Here is a 16110-nt window from a genome sequence, read left to right on the forward strand (position 1 = left end):
CCGACCTCCACCGATTCACCATCAAATTGAATCAGTAAATCAGCGCCGCCGCGAGGGGTTTTTCAGCAGACTGCTAGAGCATTGCGGGCATGGAAGTTGAAGGCCCAAATTTGCACGAGAGATACGCGCCGACCCTCCCCTTAAGGGGGAGGGTCGGCGCGTAGCCGCGAAGCGGATGCGAGACGGGGCGGGGTGAGACCGCACACTGCGTCGCTTGTGATTTCACTCCACCCCGCTGCGAGCTACGCTCGCATCGACCCTTCCCCTCCCGGGGACGGTGAAGCACCCACCAAAATGCTAGTTGCAAACTCCCCGGCCCGCGCTTCTAATTAGACCAATTAAAAAATATCGGGAGGTCTGCGTGTCCACAGTGAAACTGACGGTCAATGGCAAATCGGTCTCTGCCACGGTCGAAGACAGAACCCTTCTCGTCCATTTGCTCCGCGAAAATCTCAATCTGACCGGGACCCATGTAGGCTGCGATACCAGCCAGTGCGGCGCCTGCATCGTGCATATCGACGGCAAGGCCGTGAAGTCCTGCACGACTTTGGTCGGCCAGATCGACGGTGCCAATGTCACCACCATCGAGGGTATCGCCAAGGGCGACCAGCTACATCCCATGCAGGCGGCGTTCCGCGACAATCACGGCCTGCAATGCGGCTACTGCACGCCGGGCATGATCATGTCGGCGATCGACATTGTAAACCGGCATGCGGGCGATCTCGACGAGGCGACGGTCCGCCAGGAGCTCGAAGGCAATATCTGCCGCTGCACCGGCTACCACAACATCGTCAAATCGGTGCTCGACGCCGCCGGACGCATGAAGGTTGCGCAAGCGGCTGAATGAGCCGCTGTGCATTGATCTGAGCTGAGCCAACCGCGCCTTTCGATGGAAAGCGCGGACAATCAAAAACTCCGGCAGGGAGACCCATGAGATGGGCGTTGAAGGCATCGGCGCACGCGTTGCGCGCAAGGAAGACAAGCGATTCATCACCGGCCGCGGCCGCTATGTCGACGACGTCAAGATCGTCGGCCTCACCCACGCGCACTTCATCCGCAGTCCGCATGCCCATGCGAAAGTGAAGGGCATCGACGCTTCCGCGGCAAAGGATATGCCGGGCGTGGTGGACGTGCTCACCGCGCAGCAACTGGTGGACGACAAGATCGGCAACCTGATCTGCGGCTGGGCGGTGTCCTCCAAGGACGGCACGCCGATGAAGATGGGCGCATGGCCGGCGATGGCGCCGGACACGGTGCGCTTCGTCGGTCAGGCAGTCGCCGTGGTGATCGCCGAGACCAAGAACCAGGCGAAGGATGCGGCCGAAGCGGTCGTCGTCGAATATGAAGAGCTGCCCGCCGTCAGCAGCATGACCGCAGCGCTCGCCTCGGGCGCGCCGCAACTGCACCCGGAAGCGCCGGGCAATGTGGTCTATGACTGGGCGATCGGCGACGAGAAGGCGACCAATGACGCCTTCAGCAAGGCCGCGAATGTGGTCTCGCTGGACCTGACCAACAACCGGCTGGTGCCGAATGCGATGGAGCCACGCGCGGCCGTCGCGGAATATGACGAGGCGGAAGAGCACTTCACGCTGCATACGACCTCGCAGAATCCGCATGTGGCGCGGCTCGTGCTGTCGGCGTTCTACAATGTGGCACAGGAACACAAGCTGCGCGTCATCGCCCCCGATGTCGGCGGCGGCTTCGGCTCGAAGATCTTCATCTATCCCGAGGAAATGGTCGCACTCTGGGCCTCGAAGAAAGTGCGCCGTCCGGTGAAATGGACCGGTGACCGCACCGAGGCCTTCCTCACCGACGCCCATGGCCGCGATCACATGTCGCATGCGGAGATGGCGTTCGACGCCAACAACAGGATCCTGGGCCTGCGGGTGAAGACCCACGCCAATTTCGGCGCCTATATGTCGCTGTTCTCGTCCTCGGTGCCGACCTATCTCTACGCCACCCTGCTGTCGGGCCAGTACAACATCCCGACCATCTATGCGGAGGTGATGGGCGTCTATACCAACACCACGCCGGTCGATGCCTACAGAGGCGCCGGACGCCCGGAAGCGAGCTATCTGGTGGAACGGCTGATGGAGACATCGGCACGGCAGCTCAAGGTCGATCCGGCCGAATTGCGCCGCATCAACTTCGTGACGCAGTTTCCGCATCAGACGCCCGTCATCATGGCCTATGATATCGGCGACTTCGGCGCCTCGCTCGATGCCGCGCTGAAGGCCATCGACTATGCCGGCTTCCCCGCGCGCAAGGCGAAAGCCAAAGCCGCCGGCAAACTCCGTGGCCTCGGCTTCTCCTGCTACATCGAGGCCTGCGGTATCGCGCCGTCCAAGGCGGTGGGCTCGCTCGGCGCCGGCGTCGGCCTCTGGGAATCCGCCGAAGTCCGCGTCAATCCGGTCGGCACCATCGAAGTGCTGACGGGATCGCATAGCCACGGCCAGGGCCATGAGACGACCTTCGCGCAATTGGTCGCCGGGCGGCTCGGCATTTCCGTCGACCAGGTTCAGATCGTGCACGGCGACACTGATAAAGTGCAGTTCGGCATGGGCACCTATGGCTCGCGCTCGGCGGCGGTCGGCATGTCCGCGATCTTCAAGGCGATGGAGAAGGTGGAAGCCAAGGCGAAGAAGATCGCCGCGCATCTGCTCGAAGCCTCCGAGGGCGACATCGTCATCGAGAATGGCGAGTTCAAGGTGGCGGGCACCGACAAGGCGATCGCGCTGCCGATGGTCGCGCTCGCGGCCTATACCGCACACAATCTGCCTGATGGCATGGAGCCCGGCCTGAAGGAAGGCGCGTTCTACGACCCCACCAACTTCACCTTCCCGGCCGGCGCCTATATCTGCGAGGTCGAGATCGATCCCGGCACCGGCAAGACCGACATCGTCGACTTCGTGGCCGTCGATGACTTCGGCCGGCTGATCAATCCGATGATTGTCGAAGGTCAGGTCCATGGCGGCCTCGCCCAGGGCATCGGGCAGGCGATGCTGGAAAGCGCGATCTATGACGACAACGGCCAGCCGGTAACGGCGTCGTTCATGGATTACGCCATGCCGCGCGCCGACGACGTGCCATCGTTCCGGGTGTCGCACACCACGACGCTCTGTCCGGGCAATCCACTTGGCGTGAAAGGCTGCGGTGAGGCCGGCGCGATCGGCTCGTCACCCGCCGTCATCAACGCCATCACCGATGCGCTCGGCCACAACAAGATCGAGATGCCGGCGACGCCCGGCCGTGTCTGGGAAGCGCTGCAATTGCAGCAGGCCGCGGAATAAGGGAGAGCGATCATGTACGAGACCACTTATCACCGCCCCGCCAGCATCGATGAAGCCGCAGCGCTGTTTGCCAAACATCCGGAGGCGAAGTATCTCGCCGGCGGCCATACGCTGATCCCCGTGATGAAGCAGCGTCTTGCGGCACCATCGGATGTCATCGACCTCGCCCGGATCAAGGACATGATCGGCATCGAGGCAACGGCCGACGCACTGATCATCAGGGCAGCGACGACCTATTACGACATCACGCAGAGCGCCGCAGCCAAGCAGGCAATCCCGGCCATCGTGCATCTGACCTCGGTGCTCGGCGACCCCGCCGTGCGCTATCGCGGCACCATCGGCGGCTCCATCGCGAACAACGACCCCGCCGCCGATTATCCCGCCGCCGTGCTGGCGCTGGGCGCCACGATCAAGACCAACAAACGCGAGATCAAGAGCGACGACTTCTTCCAGGGCCTGTTCTCGACCGCTCTGGAAGAGGACGAGATCATCACATCCGTGTCGTTCCCGATTCCCGCCAAGGCCGGCTACGCCAAGATGCGCCATCCGGCGTCGCGTTTCGCACTCACCGGCGTATTCGTCGCGCAGACGAAGTCCGGCGAGGTCCGCGTCGCTGCCACCGGCGCGTCACAGAGCGGCGTGATGCGCGTGCCGGCCATCGAGGCGGCGCTGAAAGCGAACTGGTCGGCCGGCGCGCTGGATGGCGTGAAGATTTCCGCCGACGGGTTGATGGGTGACATCCACGGCTCCGCGGAATACCGCGCCAATCTCATCAAGGTGATGGCACAGCGCGCAGTGGAAGCGGCGAGCTGACATTCCATTGAACGGCAAAATGCGCGCGAGAAATCGCGCGCATTTTTTGTGCAGTGCCGCAGCATGGCCGCATGCAGGATTGCGGCCAAAAGCTTCTTGCCCTCGTCATCTCCAGCATAGACAGTTTCCGGCAAATCGGTTCGTCGCCATCGACGACCAATATCAAGCATGGGAAACGCAAGTGCAGGACACCACCATCGCGTCGTCGCGACCACAGACCAAAGCCACCGGCCCGCTCAAGGGCATGCGGATCGTCGAATTCGCAGGCATCGGCCCGGGCCCGTTCGCCTGCATGCTGCTGGCCGATATGGGCGCCGAGGTGATCACGCTGGTGCGCCCGAAGCAGATGCCGAAGGGCGCTGCGTCACGCGGCCGCAAGGTCATCGAGGTCGACCTCAAGGACAAGACCGCCATCGCACAGGTGCTGTCGCTGCTGGATGGCGCCGATGCACTGGTGGAAGGCTATCGCCCCGGCGTGATGGAGCGCCTCGGCCTCGGCCCCGATGTGGTGCTCGGCCGCAACAGAAAGCTGATCTATGGCCGCATGACCGGCTGGGGCCAGTATGGCCCGCTGGCGCAGGCTGCCGGCCATGACATCAACTACATCTCCATCACCGGTGCACTGGCGGCCATCGGCGGCGCCGACAAGCCGGTGCCCCCGCTCAATCTGGTCGGCGATTTCGGCGGCGGCTCGATGTATCTGGTGATGGGCATGCTGGCCGCCCTGCTGGAAGCCAGCCGCTCCGGCCAGGGCCAGGTGGTGGACGCGGCCATGTGCGACGGCGCAGCATCCCTGATCACCATGTTCTTCGACATGACCGCGGCGGGCCGCTGGAAGGAAGCCCGCGAGAGCAACATGCTGGACGGCGGCGCGCATTTCTACGGCGTCTATGAATGCAGCTGCGGCAATTTCATCTCGATCGGGTCCATCGAGCCGCAATTCTATGCCGAACTGCGTGAACTCGCCGGGCTGTCGGAGGCCTGCTACGACAATCACATGGACCCGACAAACTGGGGCGCAGTGAAAGAGAAGCTCACCGCGGTGTTCAAGACCAAAAGCCGCGACGAGTGGTCGAGGATCATGGAAGGCACCGATGTGTGCTTCGCGCCGGTGCTGACCATGTCAGAGGCGACCAAGCATCCGCATATGGTCGCACGCGAAGTCTTCATCCAGCACGAGGGCGCGACACAGCCCGCACCCGCACCGCGATTCTCGCGCACGCCGTCGGCGGCAAGGCCGGCTGTGAAAGTGGAGTTGGGGGATGCGGTGAAGGAATGGCAGGGCGCGTAATCGCAGCCACTCATGATTACCCTCTGATCTCTCGAGGTCATGTCCGGCACGAGGCCGGGCATGACGGTTGAGAGGTCGGAGACTACGCCGCGGTCTTGTCCGCCACGTGTAGCACGCCGCGCCGAATCTGGTCTTCCTCGATCGACTCGAACAGCGCCTTGAAGTTGCCCTCGCCGAAGCCGTCATCGCCCTTGCGCTGGATGAATTCGAAGAAGATCGGCCCGATCGCATTGGCCGAGAATATCTGCAGCAGCACCTTGGTCTCGCCGCCTGCCACCACGCCCTCGCCGTCGATCAGGATGCCGTTCTTCTGCAGGCGCGACACATCCTCGCCATGCTTGGGCAGCCGCGCATCGATCTTCTCGAAATAGGTGTCCGGCGGCGCTGGCATGAAGGGCAGCCCATCCGCACGCAGCTTCTCGATGGTCGTGTAGATATCCGTCACGCCGCAGGCGATGTGCTGGATGCCCTCGCCGTGATACGTATTGAGATATTCCTCGATCTGGCCGGCGTCGCCGGCATCCTCGTTGATCGGAATCCGGATCTTGCCATCGGGGCTGGTCAGCGCGCGCGAGAACAGGCCGGAGGCACGACCTTCGATGTCGAAGAAGCGGATCTGGCGGAAGTTGAACAGCTTCTCGTAGAAGCCGGTCCAGACATCCATGCGGCCGCGATGGACGTTGTGGGTGAGGTGATCGAGATAGAACAGGCCGGCGCCTTCGGGCCGCGGATTCCTGGCACCCAACCATTCGAATTCCTGGTCATAGGCCGAGCCCTTGGCACCGTAGCGATCGACGAAATACAGCAGGCTGCCGCCGATGCCCTTGATGGCCGGCACGTCTAGCGTCTTCTGCGCCGATGTAGCATCGGCCGGTTCGGCGCCGAGCAAAATCGCGCGATCAAAGGCCGCCTGCGCATCGACGACGCGGAACGCCATCGACGGCGCGCAGGGACCGTGCGCGGCGACGAAATTGAAGCCATGGGTGCCAGGCTCCTCATTGACGAGATAGTTGATGTCACCCTGGCGATAGACGGTGATCTTCTTGGTCTTGTGCTTTGCGACGGGCGCGTAGCCCATCAGCTTGAACAGGGCGTGGAGTTCTTCGGGCCTCGGATGCGCGTATTCGACGAATTCAAAGCCGTCGGTGCCCATCGGATTATGTGCCGAGATGGTCGCGGCCGGCGCGTCATGCGGAAACGGACCCATGGTGATCTCCCGAAGCTGGCTTGCTGTTATCGCTTGCCTGGAGTGTGGGTCGTTTACGACGCAAGGTGCATGCAAACTGGAATGGAATATGCGACATTCATGCACGCTTCACGCATGTAAGAGGCTTTTAACGCATGATCGCGGTGGACGCTTTCGATCTCAAGATGCTGGCCGCACTCCAGAATGACGGCCGGCTGACCAACCAGCAGCTCGCCGATGCCGTCGGGCTGTCCGCCTCGCAATGCTCGCGGCGGCGGATGCGGCTCGAGGAGGAGAAGGTGATTTCCGGCTATCACGCCGACCTCTCATCCGAAGCGCTCGGCTTCAACGTCATCGCCTTCATCCAGGTGCAACTGGCCACCCACTCGCCCGACAATGCCAAGAAGTTCCGCATGCTGGTGCAGCGGGTCGACGAGGTGCAGGAAGCCTACTCACTGACCGGCGATGCCGACTATGTGCTCAAGGCCGTGCTGCGCGATCTCAAGGGACTGTCCGATCTCGTCAACAATGTGCTGATGCCGCATCAGAGCGTAGCGCATGTGCGCTCGTCGATCGTGCTGGACCGGTTGAAGGAAACATCGAAACTGCCGCTGAAATCCGCCCTCGCCTGAAAGCCAAAGGCCGGCAACACAGCCGAATCCGCAACCACCGATTGATCAGTTCTTAACTCGATGCGCCTACAAGACCGGTCTGGTTCCGATCCGAATTGATCGGGCACTCGATACTGCCAAGACATTGCAGGAAAGAGCAGACATGGGCGGACGCGACGCTGGCACGACCGAGAACGCCAATCACCGGCTCGTTCGCTTCTTCTGCATCTGCCTTGGCACTCTCGTCTTCGCCTATGCCCTGCTGGCATTGCGTCTGCTGTTCGAGAGCGACGGCATCACGGCCACCGATGGACTGCTGACACTGGTGCGCGTGTTGCTGGGCGCAGCGGCGCTGGCCATCATCGTCTCTCCGCCCCTCATCGCAAAGCCGCTTAGTCGCCAGATCACACTGCTCGGCACCGACTTCGAAGCCGGCTATGCGCGCATGAGCACCAGGGAGAAATTGCGATTGATCGTGCTGGTCACCATGGTGAGCCTGCTGCTCGAACTGGTGATGATCCGCTGGCTGGCATCGGTGTTTCCGGTATTTTCGTTCTTCAAGAATTTCACGTTGCTGGCCTGCTTCCTCGGCCTCGGGGCAGGCTACGCCGTCTCCGAGAAACAACCTTGCGCACCGGCGCTGGTACTGCCGATGCTCGCATTGTTTGTCAGCGTTATAACATTGCTGCGCTACGATATAGGCGCCGGCAACGGCTTCTTCGCCGGCCTGCCGATGCACGAGCAGACCTCGATCAATATCGATATGGATCGGCTCGACTGGCTCTCGCTGTTTGCCCAGAGCATTCCGGTCTACCTGCTGCTGGCCATGAGTTTCGTGCTCTGCGCCTGCATCTGCTATCCGGTCGGCCAGCTCTGCGGCAAGCTGCTGCACGCAACCGACGCCCTGAAGGCCTACGGCCTCAATCTCGTCGGCAGCATCCTCGGCGTGCTGGTGCTGTTCGTCATGAGCCTGTTCTGGCTGCCCCCGGTGATCTGGTTCACCGCGGCCGGCGGCATTCTGCTTGTTTGCGTGCTGTCGCGCGATGTCCGCTCGCCGATCGGCATTGCGAGCTTCTGCATGCTGCTCATCGTGCTGGCCTGGCCGGTGCAGCCGGAGACCCAGCGAATCTACTCGCCCTACCAGTTGCTGGAGCGCATGGCGAAAGCCGACGGCTTGATGAACATCCTCTCAGGCGGTTCCTATTATCAAAAGGTGTTCAATCTCGCGGAGAGCCACCGCAGCATTGAATCTGCCGAGGACCGCTATGTGCGGACCTATTACGAGTTTCCGTTCAACTTCAAGACCAAGCCAGAGCGCGTCGCCATTGTCGGCGCCGGCAGCGGCAACGACGTCGCGGCGGCGCTGCGCATGGGCGCGTCCCATGTGGACGCCATCGAGATCGATCCCGCCATCATCCATCTCGGCCGCAGCAATCACCCCGAGCACCCCTATGACGATCCGCGGGTGACCGTGCACATCAACGACGCCCGCAACTTCTTCCGCACCGCGCAGCAGAGCTACGACCTGATCATCTATGGCGTGCTGGATTCCCACACGGCACTCAGCCACGCATCGAACCTGCGGGTCGATTCCTATGTCTATACCCGCGAGGGTATCGGCGAAGCCTTCCGGCTCCTCAAGCCCGACGGCGTGATGTCCATCGCCTTTGCGCTGCCCAACGAATCCCTCGGCTTCAAGCTGTCGCACATCCTGCAGGGGCTGCCGGGCGCCGGCAAACCGCTCGCCATTCGCGTCCGCTACGATTCCAGCACGACGACAGCGTTTGTCGCGCAGAAGGGCCGCGACGCGGTGCTGCCGAACATGGAGGCGTTTGCCGCCATCGGCTTTACGGATGTGTCGCAGCGCTACGCGCAGCCCTATCCGGAAGCCAGCATTCCGACCGACGACTGGCCGTTCTTCTACATGATCAGCCGCACCTATCCCGTCAGTTATCTCATCGCACTCAGCATGGTGATGCTGCTGAGCACGATGTTCGTGCGCAAGACCATCGGCCTCAATGACCCGATCGAGCGCGGCTATCTGCCGTTCTTCTTTCTTGGTGCGGGCTTCATGCTGGTGGAGACCAAGGCCATCACCGAACTGGGGCTGCATCTCGGGGGCACATGGTTCGTGATCGCGGCGACCATCATCATGGTGCTGGTGATGGCCTTCCTGGCCAATCTGATCGTGCAGCGAAACGCATTCCAGCGCACCGGCCTTGCCTATTGCGGCCTGCTCATCAGTCTGCTGGTCGGTTACGTCTATGCGCGCAACCACACGCTGATCGCCTTCGCCTCGCCATGGGCGAACCTTGCGCTCAGCGGCGTGCTGCTGACGATCCCGCTGTTCTTCTCGGGCATCATCTTCTCGAGCCTGATCGGCAGGGCCAGCGTCAACATCTCGACCGCACTGGCCTATAACCTGATGGGCGCGCTGTTCGGCGGGTTGATGGAATACAACTCGATGTATTTCGGCTTTGCGTTCCTCTATCTGCTGGCGATCGGCTTCTACGCCCTCGCCTGGCTGTTCTCGCGCGATCCCGGCATCGCCTGGGCACGGCGACTCAACATCCCGCGCACGGACGCAGCGTCGTAGCACCCGCCTTCCGGCGTCATGACTGCTGGCAGTTCACGAACCATCGCGGTTCTGCCAGGATCGTAAAAATGGCGAGATCAGGAGGGCATGCTCATGGCACTGGCGCTGCGGCCGAACTGCGAATATTGCGACAAGGACCTGCCGCCCGCGGCACGCGACGCGCGCATCTGCACCTTTGAATGCACCTTCTGTGCGGATTGCGTGGAGACCAAGCTCCACAATGTCTGCCCGAATTGTGGAGGCGGTTTCGCCCCGCGTCCCATCCGGCCGGCCACCGAATGGCGCCCAGGCCTTTCAGTCGCCAAGCGACCACCGTCGGACAAGCGCGTGCATCTGTCCTACAGCCTCGAGGATATCGCGGCGCATTCGGCGCGTATCAAGGATATTCCGCCAGCGGAGCGGTGATACCCGGCGCCGAATCGTAGGATGGGTAGAGCGTCTTCGCGAAACCCATCACCTCTGTTCAATCGATTGATGGGTTTCGCTGCGCTCTACCCATCCTACGGCCGGCGTGTCACCGCTTGTTCGGATCGAACCGCTTCTCCAGACCTTTCCAGCAATCCGCATAGTCACTCTGCAGCGTCGCCGAGGTCGCCGCATGTTCGGTGACGCGCTGCGGGTAGCGAGTCTCGAACATGAAGGCCATGGTGCCGGTGAGCTTGACCGGCTTCAGCTCGCCATTGCTGGCGTGATCGAATGCCTCGCGATCCGGCCCGTGCGGCAGCATCATGTTGTGCAGGCTGATGCCGCCCGGCGTGAAGCCCTGCGGCTTGGCATCATAGACGCCGTAGATCAGGCCCATGAATTCCGACATGATGTTCATGTGATACCACGGCGGCCGGAAGGTGTTTTCCGCCACCGCCCAGCGCTCGGGGAAGATCACGAAGTCGATGTTGGCCGTGCCTGCGGTTTCCGACGGCGAGGTCAGCACCGTAAAGATCGACGGATCCGGATGATCGAAGCCGATGGCGCCCACCGGCGAGAAGGTGCGCAGATCGTATTTATACGGCGCGTAGTTGCCGTGCCAGGCGACGACGTCGATGGGCGAATGCGGCAGCGTGGTGACAAACAGCGAACCGCCCCATTTCACATAGAGCTCGGTCGGCGTGTCCTTGTCCTCATAGGCCGCCACCGGCGTCAGGAAGTCGCGCGCATTGGCGAGGCAATTGGCGCCGATGGGACCGCGCTCCGGCAGCGTGAACGCACCGCCATAGTTCTCGCAGAGATAGCCGCGCGCCGCACCACCCGTGAGTTCGACGCGGAACTTGACGCCGCGCGGGATCACCACGATCTCGCCCGGCTCGGCATCGATGCGGCCGAATTCGGTAACGAACAACAGGTTGCCCTGCTGCAGCACGAACATCATCTCGCCGTCGGCATTGTAGAAGTGCTGATCGACCATGGATGTCGTAATCAGATAGACATGCGCCGCCATGCCGGCCTGGGTGCCGGCATCGCCGGCCGTGGTCATGGTCTGCACGCCCTGCAGGAAGGTCATGTCTTCCTTCGGGATCGGCGCCGGGTCCCAGCGCAATTGCGCGATCGGCAAATCGTTTTCGTGGCATGGCGCGGTGCGCCACAATTTTGCGTCTGCCTTCTCGAAGCGCCCGGAATGCCTCACTGACGGGCGAATGCGATACAGCCAGGACCGTTCATTGCTGCCGCGCGGCGCCGTGAACGGTGAGCCGGAGAGCTGCTCCGCATAGAGCCCGTAAGCGCAGCGCTGCGGCGAGTTACGGCCGATGGGCAACGCGCCGGGCAGCGCTTCGGTCTCGAATGAATTGCCGAAGCCGGACATGTAGCCCGGCGTGACGTTGGACGTCGCACGGCTGATCAGATCGGGTGAAGTGTTGATGTTCATCTCATCCTCCGCTTTGTCTTGCGCATGATCTCGGCCGACAACCGGCATCCATTTTTCGGGATCATGTGCCTTGAAGAGCTGCCCACATTTCGCGGTCGCGCTTGTCGGTCCAGATCACGGGGTCGTCGATCCCCGAGGCTTCGTCGAAGGCACGCGATACATTGAACGGCAGGCAATGCTCGTAAATCGCGAAGCTCGAAAATTTCTTGTCCATGACATCGCGGGTTGCCGCCATGGTCTCCTTCAGGCTGCGCCCCTTGGCGACCGACATCTCGGCTGCGCCGTAGAGCGACATCACGAAGTCACGCGTCATCGCAATCGCCTCACGGGTCGTCTCCAGCCCCTTCAGCGCATCACCGCGGCCCGGCGCGATGGCCTTCGGATTGAACGCGCGGATCTCGTTGAGCGTCGACGGCCATTCGCGCAGCAGCGCATCGCCGCAATAGCAGGCCGAATGATACTCGATGAGATCGCCGGAGAACATCACCTCGGCATCCGGCACCCAGGCGACGATATCGCCGGACGTATGACCGGCACCGAGCTGCATCAGACGCACCTCGCGTTTGCCGAGGAAGATCGACATCTCGCCCTCGAAGGTCAGCGTCGGCCAGGTCAGGCCGGGGATGCTCCCGGCATCCTGGAACAGGCGCGGGAAACGCCCGAATTCGGAATCCCAGTCCTGCTGGCCGCGTTCTTCCACCAGCCGATAGGTCTCCTGCGACGCGACGATGCCCTGCGCCTTGTAGGCGGACGCGCCGAGCACGCGCACCGCGTGGTAATGCGACAGCACGACATATTTGATCGGCTTGTCGGTGACGGTGCGGACGCGTTCGATCACCTTGTTGGCCATCGCCGGCGTTGCCTGCGCGTCAAACACGATACAACCGTCATCGCCGACAATGACCGCCGAATTCGGATCGCCCTCGGCCGTGAAGGCGTAGAGATCGGGACCGATCTCCGAGAAGGTAATCTTCTTTTCGGTCATGTCGGTCGTGGAGGCGAAACCCTTGGTCATTTCAATTCCCTTCTGCGAATTCCAAACTCGTCATTCCGGGATGCACGTAAGTCGGCAGCGCCGACTGAAGTGCAGACCCGGAATCCCGAAGTGATGAACACATCCAGATTCCGGGTTCGCGTGCGGCTGACGCCGCCCACGCCCCGGAATGACGTATCCGTTCATTTCTCTTGCCTCACATCCGGCAGCCGTCGCTTCGCCAGCGCAATCGCGTCACCGAGCACAGCGGCATCGCCGATATGATTGGCGAGGATCAGCACCAGCGCCGTGTCGAGCGCCGCGCTTTGGTCATCGGTCAATCCGCGATGCGCCTCGACGATCGCGCGATAGGCGTCGTCGGGACTGGCGAAATTGGACGCCGTCGACAGGGCCGTCATGACGGCCTCCCGCAGGCACGCGCCACCGCGGCCTTGATCGCCTGCGGCGTCGGATGCCGGAAGCGCGCGGTGACATAACCATCGGGGCGCAGCAGATAGGCGGCACCCGGCTCGGCGCCATAACGCGCCTTGAACAACCCGGCCTCGTCACGCAGCGCCGCATCGTCGCCGATGACCAGACGGGCCACGCCCTCGGGCGGTTCGATCGCCTGACCATCCGACTGCAATACGGTGAAACCGCGACCCGCCCCCGCGAAACATTCCGAAAGAAACACATGCGCGCCGTCGTCAGTGGCGAGCGGTGCATCCGGCATATGCGCGCCCGGCTGAGGACCGACGGACCAGTCGTCGCAATCGGCCGTCGAGAGCGGCGTCTGGTAGACCGACGGCACGGACAATCGCCCGCCATTGATCATGCGCTTGGCGAAATCGGCCTCTTTGGCAAGCGACAGCACGGCCTGCCGCATGCGCTGCTCCTGCTTCGAATGCGGCGCGATGAAATCCGTCGCATGGGTCGAGGCACGGATGTTCTCGTCCGCCGCCGGACCACGTTCGGCGTCATAGCTCGCCAGCAGCGACGCCGGCGCGTCGCCGGCCAGCACCATCGCCAGCTTCCAGGCGAGGTTCTCGGCATCTTCGAGGCCAGAATTGGCGCCCCGCGCGCCGAAGGGCGACACCTGATGCGCGGCGTCGCCGGCAAAGATCACGCGCTCATGCAGGAAGCGCTGCATGCGGCGGCACTGGAATTTGTAGACCGAGATCCACTCGAACTCGAAATCATCGTGACCGAGCATGCGCGCGATGCGCGGACGCACTTTCTCCGGCTGCCGCTCCGCAACAGGATCGGCATCGGGACCGAGTTGCAGATCGATGCGCCAGACATCATCGGGCTGGCGATGCAGCAGCGCGGACTGGCCGGAATGGAACGGCGGGTCGAACCAGAACCAGCGCTCGGTCGGGAATTCCGCGGTCATCTTCACGTCAGCGATCAGGAACTGATCCTCGAACACCTCGCCGGAAAAATCCGCCCCGACCATGCTGCGCAGCCCGGAACGCGCGCCGTCGCAGGCCACGACATAGTCGGCGCGCAGCGTGTAAGGCCCATCGGGCGTCTCGACGGTAAGTTCGGCGTGATCGTTATGCTGAGCCAGCCCGATCACCTTGTTGCGCCAGCGCAGATCGATCGCCGGCAACTGAAGAACGCGATCGACCAGAAAGGACTCGGCGTAATATTGCTGCAGGTTGATGAAGGCCGGCATCTTGTGGCCGGTCTCGGGCAGCAGGTCGAACTGGTACAGCATGTCCGGCCCGAGAAAGATCTTGCCGACCTTCCACACCACGCCCTTGTCGATCATGCGATGGGCGACGCCAAGGCGATCCCACAATTCGAGCGAGCGCTTGGAGAAACAGATCGCACGCGAGCCGTCGCCGATCCGGTCGGCATCGTCGAGCAGCACCACGCGCTGGCCGCGCTGCGCCAGATCGATGGCCAGCGACAGACCCACCGGGCCGGCGCCGACGATCACCACCGGATGATGCGCTGCATCAACAGCAGGGCGTGCCTGATCGGCATGGCGGCGATAGGCAAACTGGCGGACATGCTGCGCCATGGCTCAGCCCCTGCCCTGCAACCGGATGCATTTTCGGATCAACGCTGGTCTGGCCAACGGATCGCACTCCCTCTAAGATAGTCTCATTTGCAACCATCTAAACGCCGGACCCGTGGCGGCGTCAACAGCAGAATTGGTGGCTCCGTGGCGAAATTCGACCTGTTTCAGTTCGTTCCATTCCGGCTCAACCGGCTGGCGGCGGAGGTCAGCGCCGCACTCTCGGACGAATATCAGGTGCGCTACGGGCTCGACATTCCGGAATGGCGCGTCATCGCCACCCTGGGCTTTCGCAACGACGCCTGCAGCGCGCAGTTCATTTCGCAATGCACACGCACGCATAAATCCACCATCAGCCGCGCGGTCACCGCCCTACTGGAACGCGAACTGATCGAACGGGTCGAGAACGAAGACGACCGCCGCGCCTTCGAATTGCGCCTCTCCGCGAAAGGGCAAGCGCTTTACGAGGAACTGATCCCGCGCCTGCTGCACAAGGAACGCGACATTCTGTCGTGTTTAACGGCGCAGGAACGCAAGGATTTCGCCGCGGCACTCGGCAAGATCGAACGCAGCCTCGACCTCGTACAGACGCGGCACGGTCACAAGGCCGGCGCCTATTGAGCGACTAGTCGCGCACGAAGGAGCGCGATGGCGGCAGATGCACCGCATAGGCATCGGCCTTGGTGCCCTCGACGCGCGGATAAAGCTCGCGCACCAGCGGATCATGGCCGGGAATGATGCGATCGGGATGGCCGGCAAGGCGCTCGCAGGTGGTCCAGCCGTCACACATGTCGCCGATATTGTAGACGATCGGAAACGGGCTGCGGCGCTGCATGTTGCCGTAGTAATGCGAGGCGTCCGACGCCAGCACCACGGGGCCGCGCGCGGTCTGCACGCGCACGATCTGCAAGCCATCGGAGTGACCGCCGACACGGTGCAGCGTGACGCCGGGGGCGACCTCGCCATCGCCATTGTGGAACGTGACCCGCTCGTTGAAGACGTGTCGCACCATCAGCGTGACGTCCTCCGCCGAGAACGGATGCCGCAGCAACCCGTTGCACATACAGCGGCCCGTTGCGTAGCTCATCTCGCGATCCTGCAGATGGAACCGGGCGTTGGGAAGCCGATCGAGATTGCCGGCATGGTCGTAATGCAGATGCGTCACAATGACGTCGCGGATATCCGCGGCCTGAACGCCGAAATCGGCCAGCGCGTCGATGGGATTGATGGTGAGCTTGCGGCTGCGCTCCCTGGAGGCGACTTCGTTGAAGCCGGTATCGACGAGGATATCGCGGCCACCGCCACGGATCAGCCAGACGAAATAATCGAGATCGGCCGCCGCGGTCTCATGGGGATCGGGTGCGAGATAGTTCATCTGCGGCGTCCGCGGCGTCATCGTGGCATAGCGGATCGCATAGATTTCGTAAGTCGCGCTCATTCGTTTCGCCTCATTCCCGATCGTC

The 16110-nt window shown here is 62.7% G+C and carries 14 protein-coding genes; 8 read left to right on the forward strand and 6 right to left on the reverse strand.

The features are described 5' to 3' along the window. The first annotated feature begins 361 nt into the window (after positions 1–361). The 4 genes from AC1RLZ_RS28840 to AC1RLZ_RS28855 all read left to right on the forward strand — a co-directional run bounded on the left by AC1RLZ_RS28840 (position 362) and on the right by AC1RLZ_RS28855 (position 5394). Positions 362–847 (forward strand): (2Fe-2S)-binding protein, encoded by a 486-nt coding sequence (locus AC1RLZ_RS28840; RefSeq protein WP_493191443.1) that lies wholly within the window; start codon positions 362–364, stop codon positions 845–847. A gap of 88 nt (positions 848–935) precedes the next feature. Beyond that, positions 936–3290 carry a xanthine dehydrogenase family protein molybdopterin-binding subunit gene (locus AC1RLZ_RS28845; RefSeq protein WP_493191444.1) on the forward strand — a complete coding sequence of 785 codons (2355 nt, stop codon included), beginning with the start codon at positions 936–938 and terminating at the stop codon, positions 3288–3290. A gap of 12 nt (positions 3291–3302) precedes the next feature. Next, positions 3303–4103, forward strand: a complete 801-nt coding sequence (locus tag AC1RLZ_RS28850; RefSeq protein WP_493191445.1) for an FAD binding domain-containing protein — start codon at positions 3303–3305, stop codon at positions 4101–4103. 181 nt (positions 4104–4284) lie between these two features. After that, positions 4285–5394 (forward strand): CaiB/BaiF CoA transferase family protein, encoded by a 1110-nt coding sequence (locus tag AC1RLZ_RS28855; RefSeq protein ID WP_493191446.1) that lies wholly within the window; start codon positions 4285–4287, stop codon positions 5392–5394. An 82-nt stretch (positions 5395–5476) separates the two neighbouring features. On the opposite strand, the gene hppD is transcribed toward AC1RLZ_RS28855, so the two are convergent. Continuing rightward, positions 5477–6601 carry a 4-hydroxyphenylpyruvate dioxygenase gene (hppD, locus tag AC1RLZ_RS28860; RefSeq protein ID WP_493191447.1) on the reverse strand — a complete coding sequence of 375 codons (1125 nt, stop codon included), beginning with the start codon at positions 6599–6601 and terminating at the stop codon, positions 5477–5479. 134 nt (positions 6602–6735) lie between these two features. Between hppD and AC1RLZ_RS28865 the strand changes: the two genes are divergently transcribed. The 3 genes from AC1RLZ_RS28865 to AC1RLZ_RS28875 all read left to right on the forward strand — a co-directional run bounded on the left by AC1RLZ_RS28865 (position 6736) and on the right by AC1RLZ_RS28875 (position 10192). Then, positions 6736–7212 carry an Lrp/AsnC family transcriptional regulator gene (locus AC1RLZ_RS28865; RefSeq protein WP_493191448.1) on the forward strand — a complete coding sequence of 159 codons (477 nt, stop codon included), beginning with the start codon at positions 6736–6738 and terminating at the stop codon, positions 7210–7212. Positions 7213–7354: 142 nt separating this feature from the next. Next, a complete protein-coding gene (locus tag AC1RLZ_RS28870; RefSeq protein WP_493191449.1) occupies positions 7355–9787 on the forward strand; it encodes a spermine/spermidine synthase domain-containing protein in 2433 nt (810 codons plus the stop codon). 93 nt (positions 9788–9880) lie between these two features. Beyond that, on the forward strand, positions 9881–10192 hold the full coding sequence (locus AC1RLZ_RS28875; protein WP_493191450.1) for a DUF1272 domain-containing protein: 312 nt from the start codon (positions 9881–9883) through the stop codon (positions 10190–10192). Positions 10193–10301: 109 nt separating this feature from the next. Here AC1RLZ_RS28875 and hmgA read toward each other — a convergent pair whose 3' ends face one another. The 4 genes from hmgA to AC1RLZ_RS28895 all read right to left on the reverse strand — a co-directional run bounded on the left by hmgA (position 10302) and on the right by AC1RLZ_RS28895 (position 14650). Beyond that, positions 10302–11648 (reverse strand): homogentisate 1,2-dioxygenase, encoded by a 1347-nt coding sequence (hmgA, locus tag AC1RLZ_RS28880; RefSeq protein ID WP_493191451.1) that lies wholly within the window; start codon positions 11646–11648, stop codon positions 10302–10304. Between the two features lie 61 nt (positions 11649–11709). Beyond that, positions 11710–12663 (reverse strand): MBL fold metallo-hydrolase, encoded by a 954-nt coding sequence (locus tag AC1RLZ_RS28885; protein ID WP_493191452.1) that lies wholly within the window; start codon positions 12661–12663, stop codon positions 11710–11712. A 161-nt stretch (positions 12664–12824) separates the two neighbouring features. Next, complete coding sequence (locus AC1RLZ_RS28890; RefSeq protein ID WP_493191453.1) at positions 12825–13040, reverse strand: DUF2783 domain-containing protein; 216 nt, start codon at positions 13038–13040, stop codon at positions 12825–12827. After that, positions 13037–14650: an FAD-dependent oxidoreductase gene (locus AC1RLZ_RS28895; protein ID WP_493191454.1), complete on the reverse strand. Its 1614-nt coding sequence runs from the start codon at positions 14648–14650 to the stop codon at positions 13037–13039. The genes AC1RLZ_RS28890 and AC1RLZ_RS28895 overlap by 4 nt, the downstream gene beginning before the upstream one ends. A 144-nt stretch (positions 14651–14794) precedes the next feature. On the opposite strand from AC1RLZ_RS28895, the gene AC1RLZ_RS28900 reads away from it, so the two are divergent. Next, positions 14795–15268 (forward strand): MarR family winged helix-turn-helix transcriptional regulator, encoded by a 474-nt coding sequence (locus tag AC1RLZ_RS28900; RefSeq protein ID WP_493191455.1) that lies wholly within the window; start codon positions 14795–14797, stop codon positions 15266–15268. A gap of 4 nt (positions 15269–15272) precedes the next feature. Here AC1RLZ_RS28900 and AC1RLZ_RS28905 read toward each other — a convergent pair whose 3' ends face one another. Then, a complete protein-coding gene (locus AC1RLZ_RS28905; protein ID WP_493191456.1) occupies positions 15273–16085 on the reverse strand; it encodes an N-acyl homoserine lactonase family protein in 813 nt (270 codons plus the stop codon). Positions 16086–16110: the final 25 nt, after the last annotated feature.

The organism is Tardiphaga sp. GW822-FHT04G09 (assembly GCF_058800725.1).

Excerpts from the sequence above, each read along its gene's own strand:
- AC1RLZ_RS28845 (WP_493191444.1), top strand. The coding sequence starts at position 936 with ATGGGCGTTGAAGGCATCGGCGCACGCGTTGCGCGCAAGGAAGACAAG.
- AC1RLZ_RS28850 (WP_493191445.1), top strand. The coding sequence starts at position 3,303 with ATGTACGAGACCACTTATCACCGCCCCGCCAGCATCGATGAAGCCGCA.
- hppD (WP_493191447.1), bottom strand. The coding sequence starts at position 6,601 with ATGGGTCCGTTTCCGCATGACGCGCCGGCCGCGACCATCTCGGCACAT.
- AC1RLZ_RS28865 (WP_493191448.1), top strand. The coding sequence starts at position 6,736 with ATGATCGCGGTGGACGCTTTCGATCTCAAGATGCTGGCCGCACTCCAG.
- AC1RLZ_RS28870 (WP_493191449.1), top strand. The coding sequence starts at position 7,355 with ATGGGCGGACGCGACGCTGGCACGACCGAGAACGCCAATCACCGGCTC.
- AC1RLZ_RS28875 (WP_493191450.1), top strand. The coding sequence starts at position 9,881 with ATGGCACTGGCGCTGCGGCCGAACTGCGAATATTGCGACAAGGACCTG.
- hmgA (WP_493191451.1), bottom strand. The coding sequence starts at position 11,648 with ATGAACATCAACACTTCACCCGATCTGATCAGCCGTGCGACGTCCAAC.
- AC1RLZ_RS28885 (WP_493191452.1), bottom strand. The coding sequence starts at position 12,663 with ATGACCAAGGGTTTCGCCTCCACGACCGACATGACCGAAAAGAAGATT.
- AC1RLZ_RS28890 (WP_493191453.1), bottom strand. The coding sequence starts at position 13,040 with ATGACGGCCCTGTCGACGGCGTCCAATTTCGCCAGTCCCGACGACGCC.
- AC1RLZ_RS28895 (WP_493191454.1), bottom strand. The coding sequence starts at position 14,650 with ATGGCGCAGCATGTCCGCCAGTTTGCCTATCGCCGCCATGCCGATCAG.
- AC1RLZ_RS28905 (WP_493191456.1), bottom strand. The coding sequence starts at position 16,085 with ATGAGCGCGACTTACGAAATCTATGCGATCCGCTATGCCACGATGACG.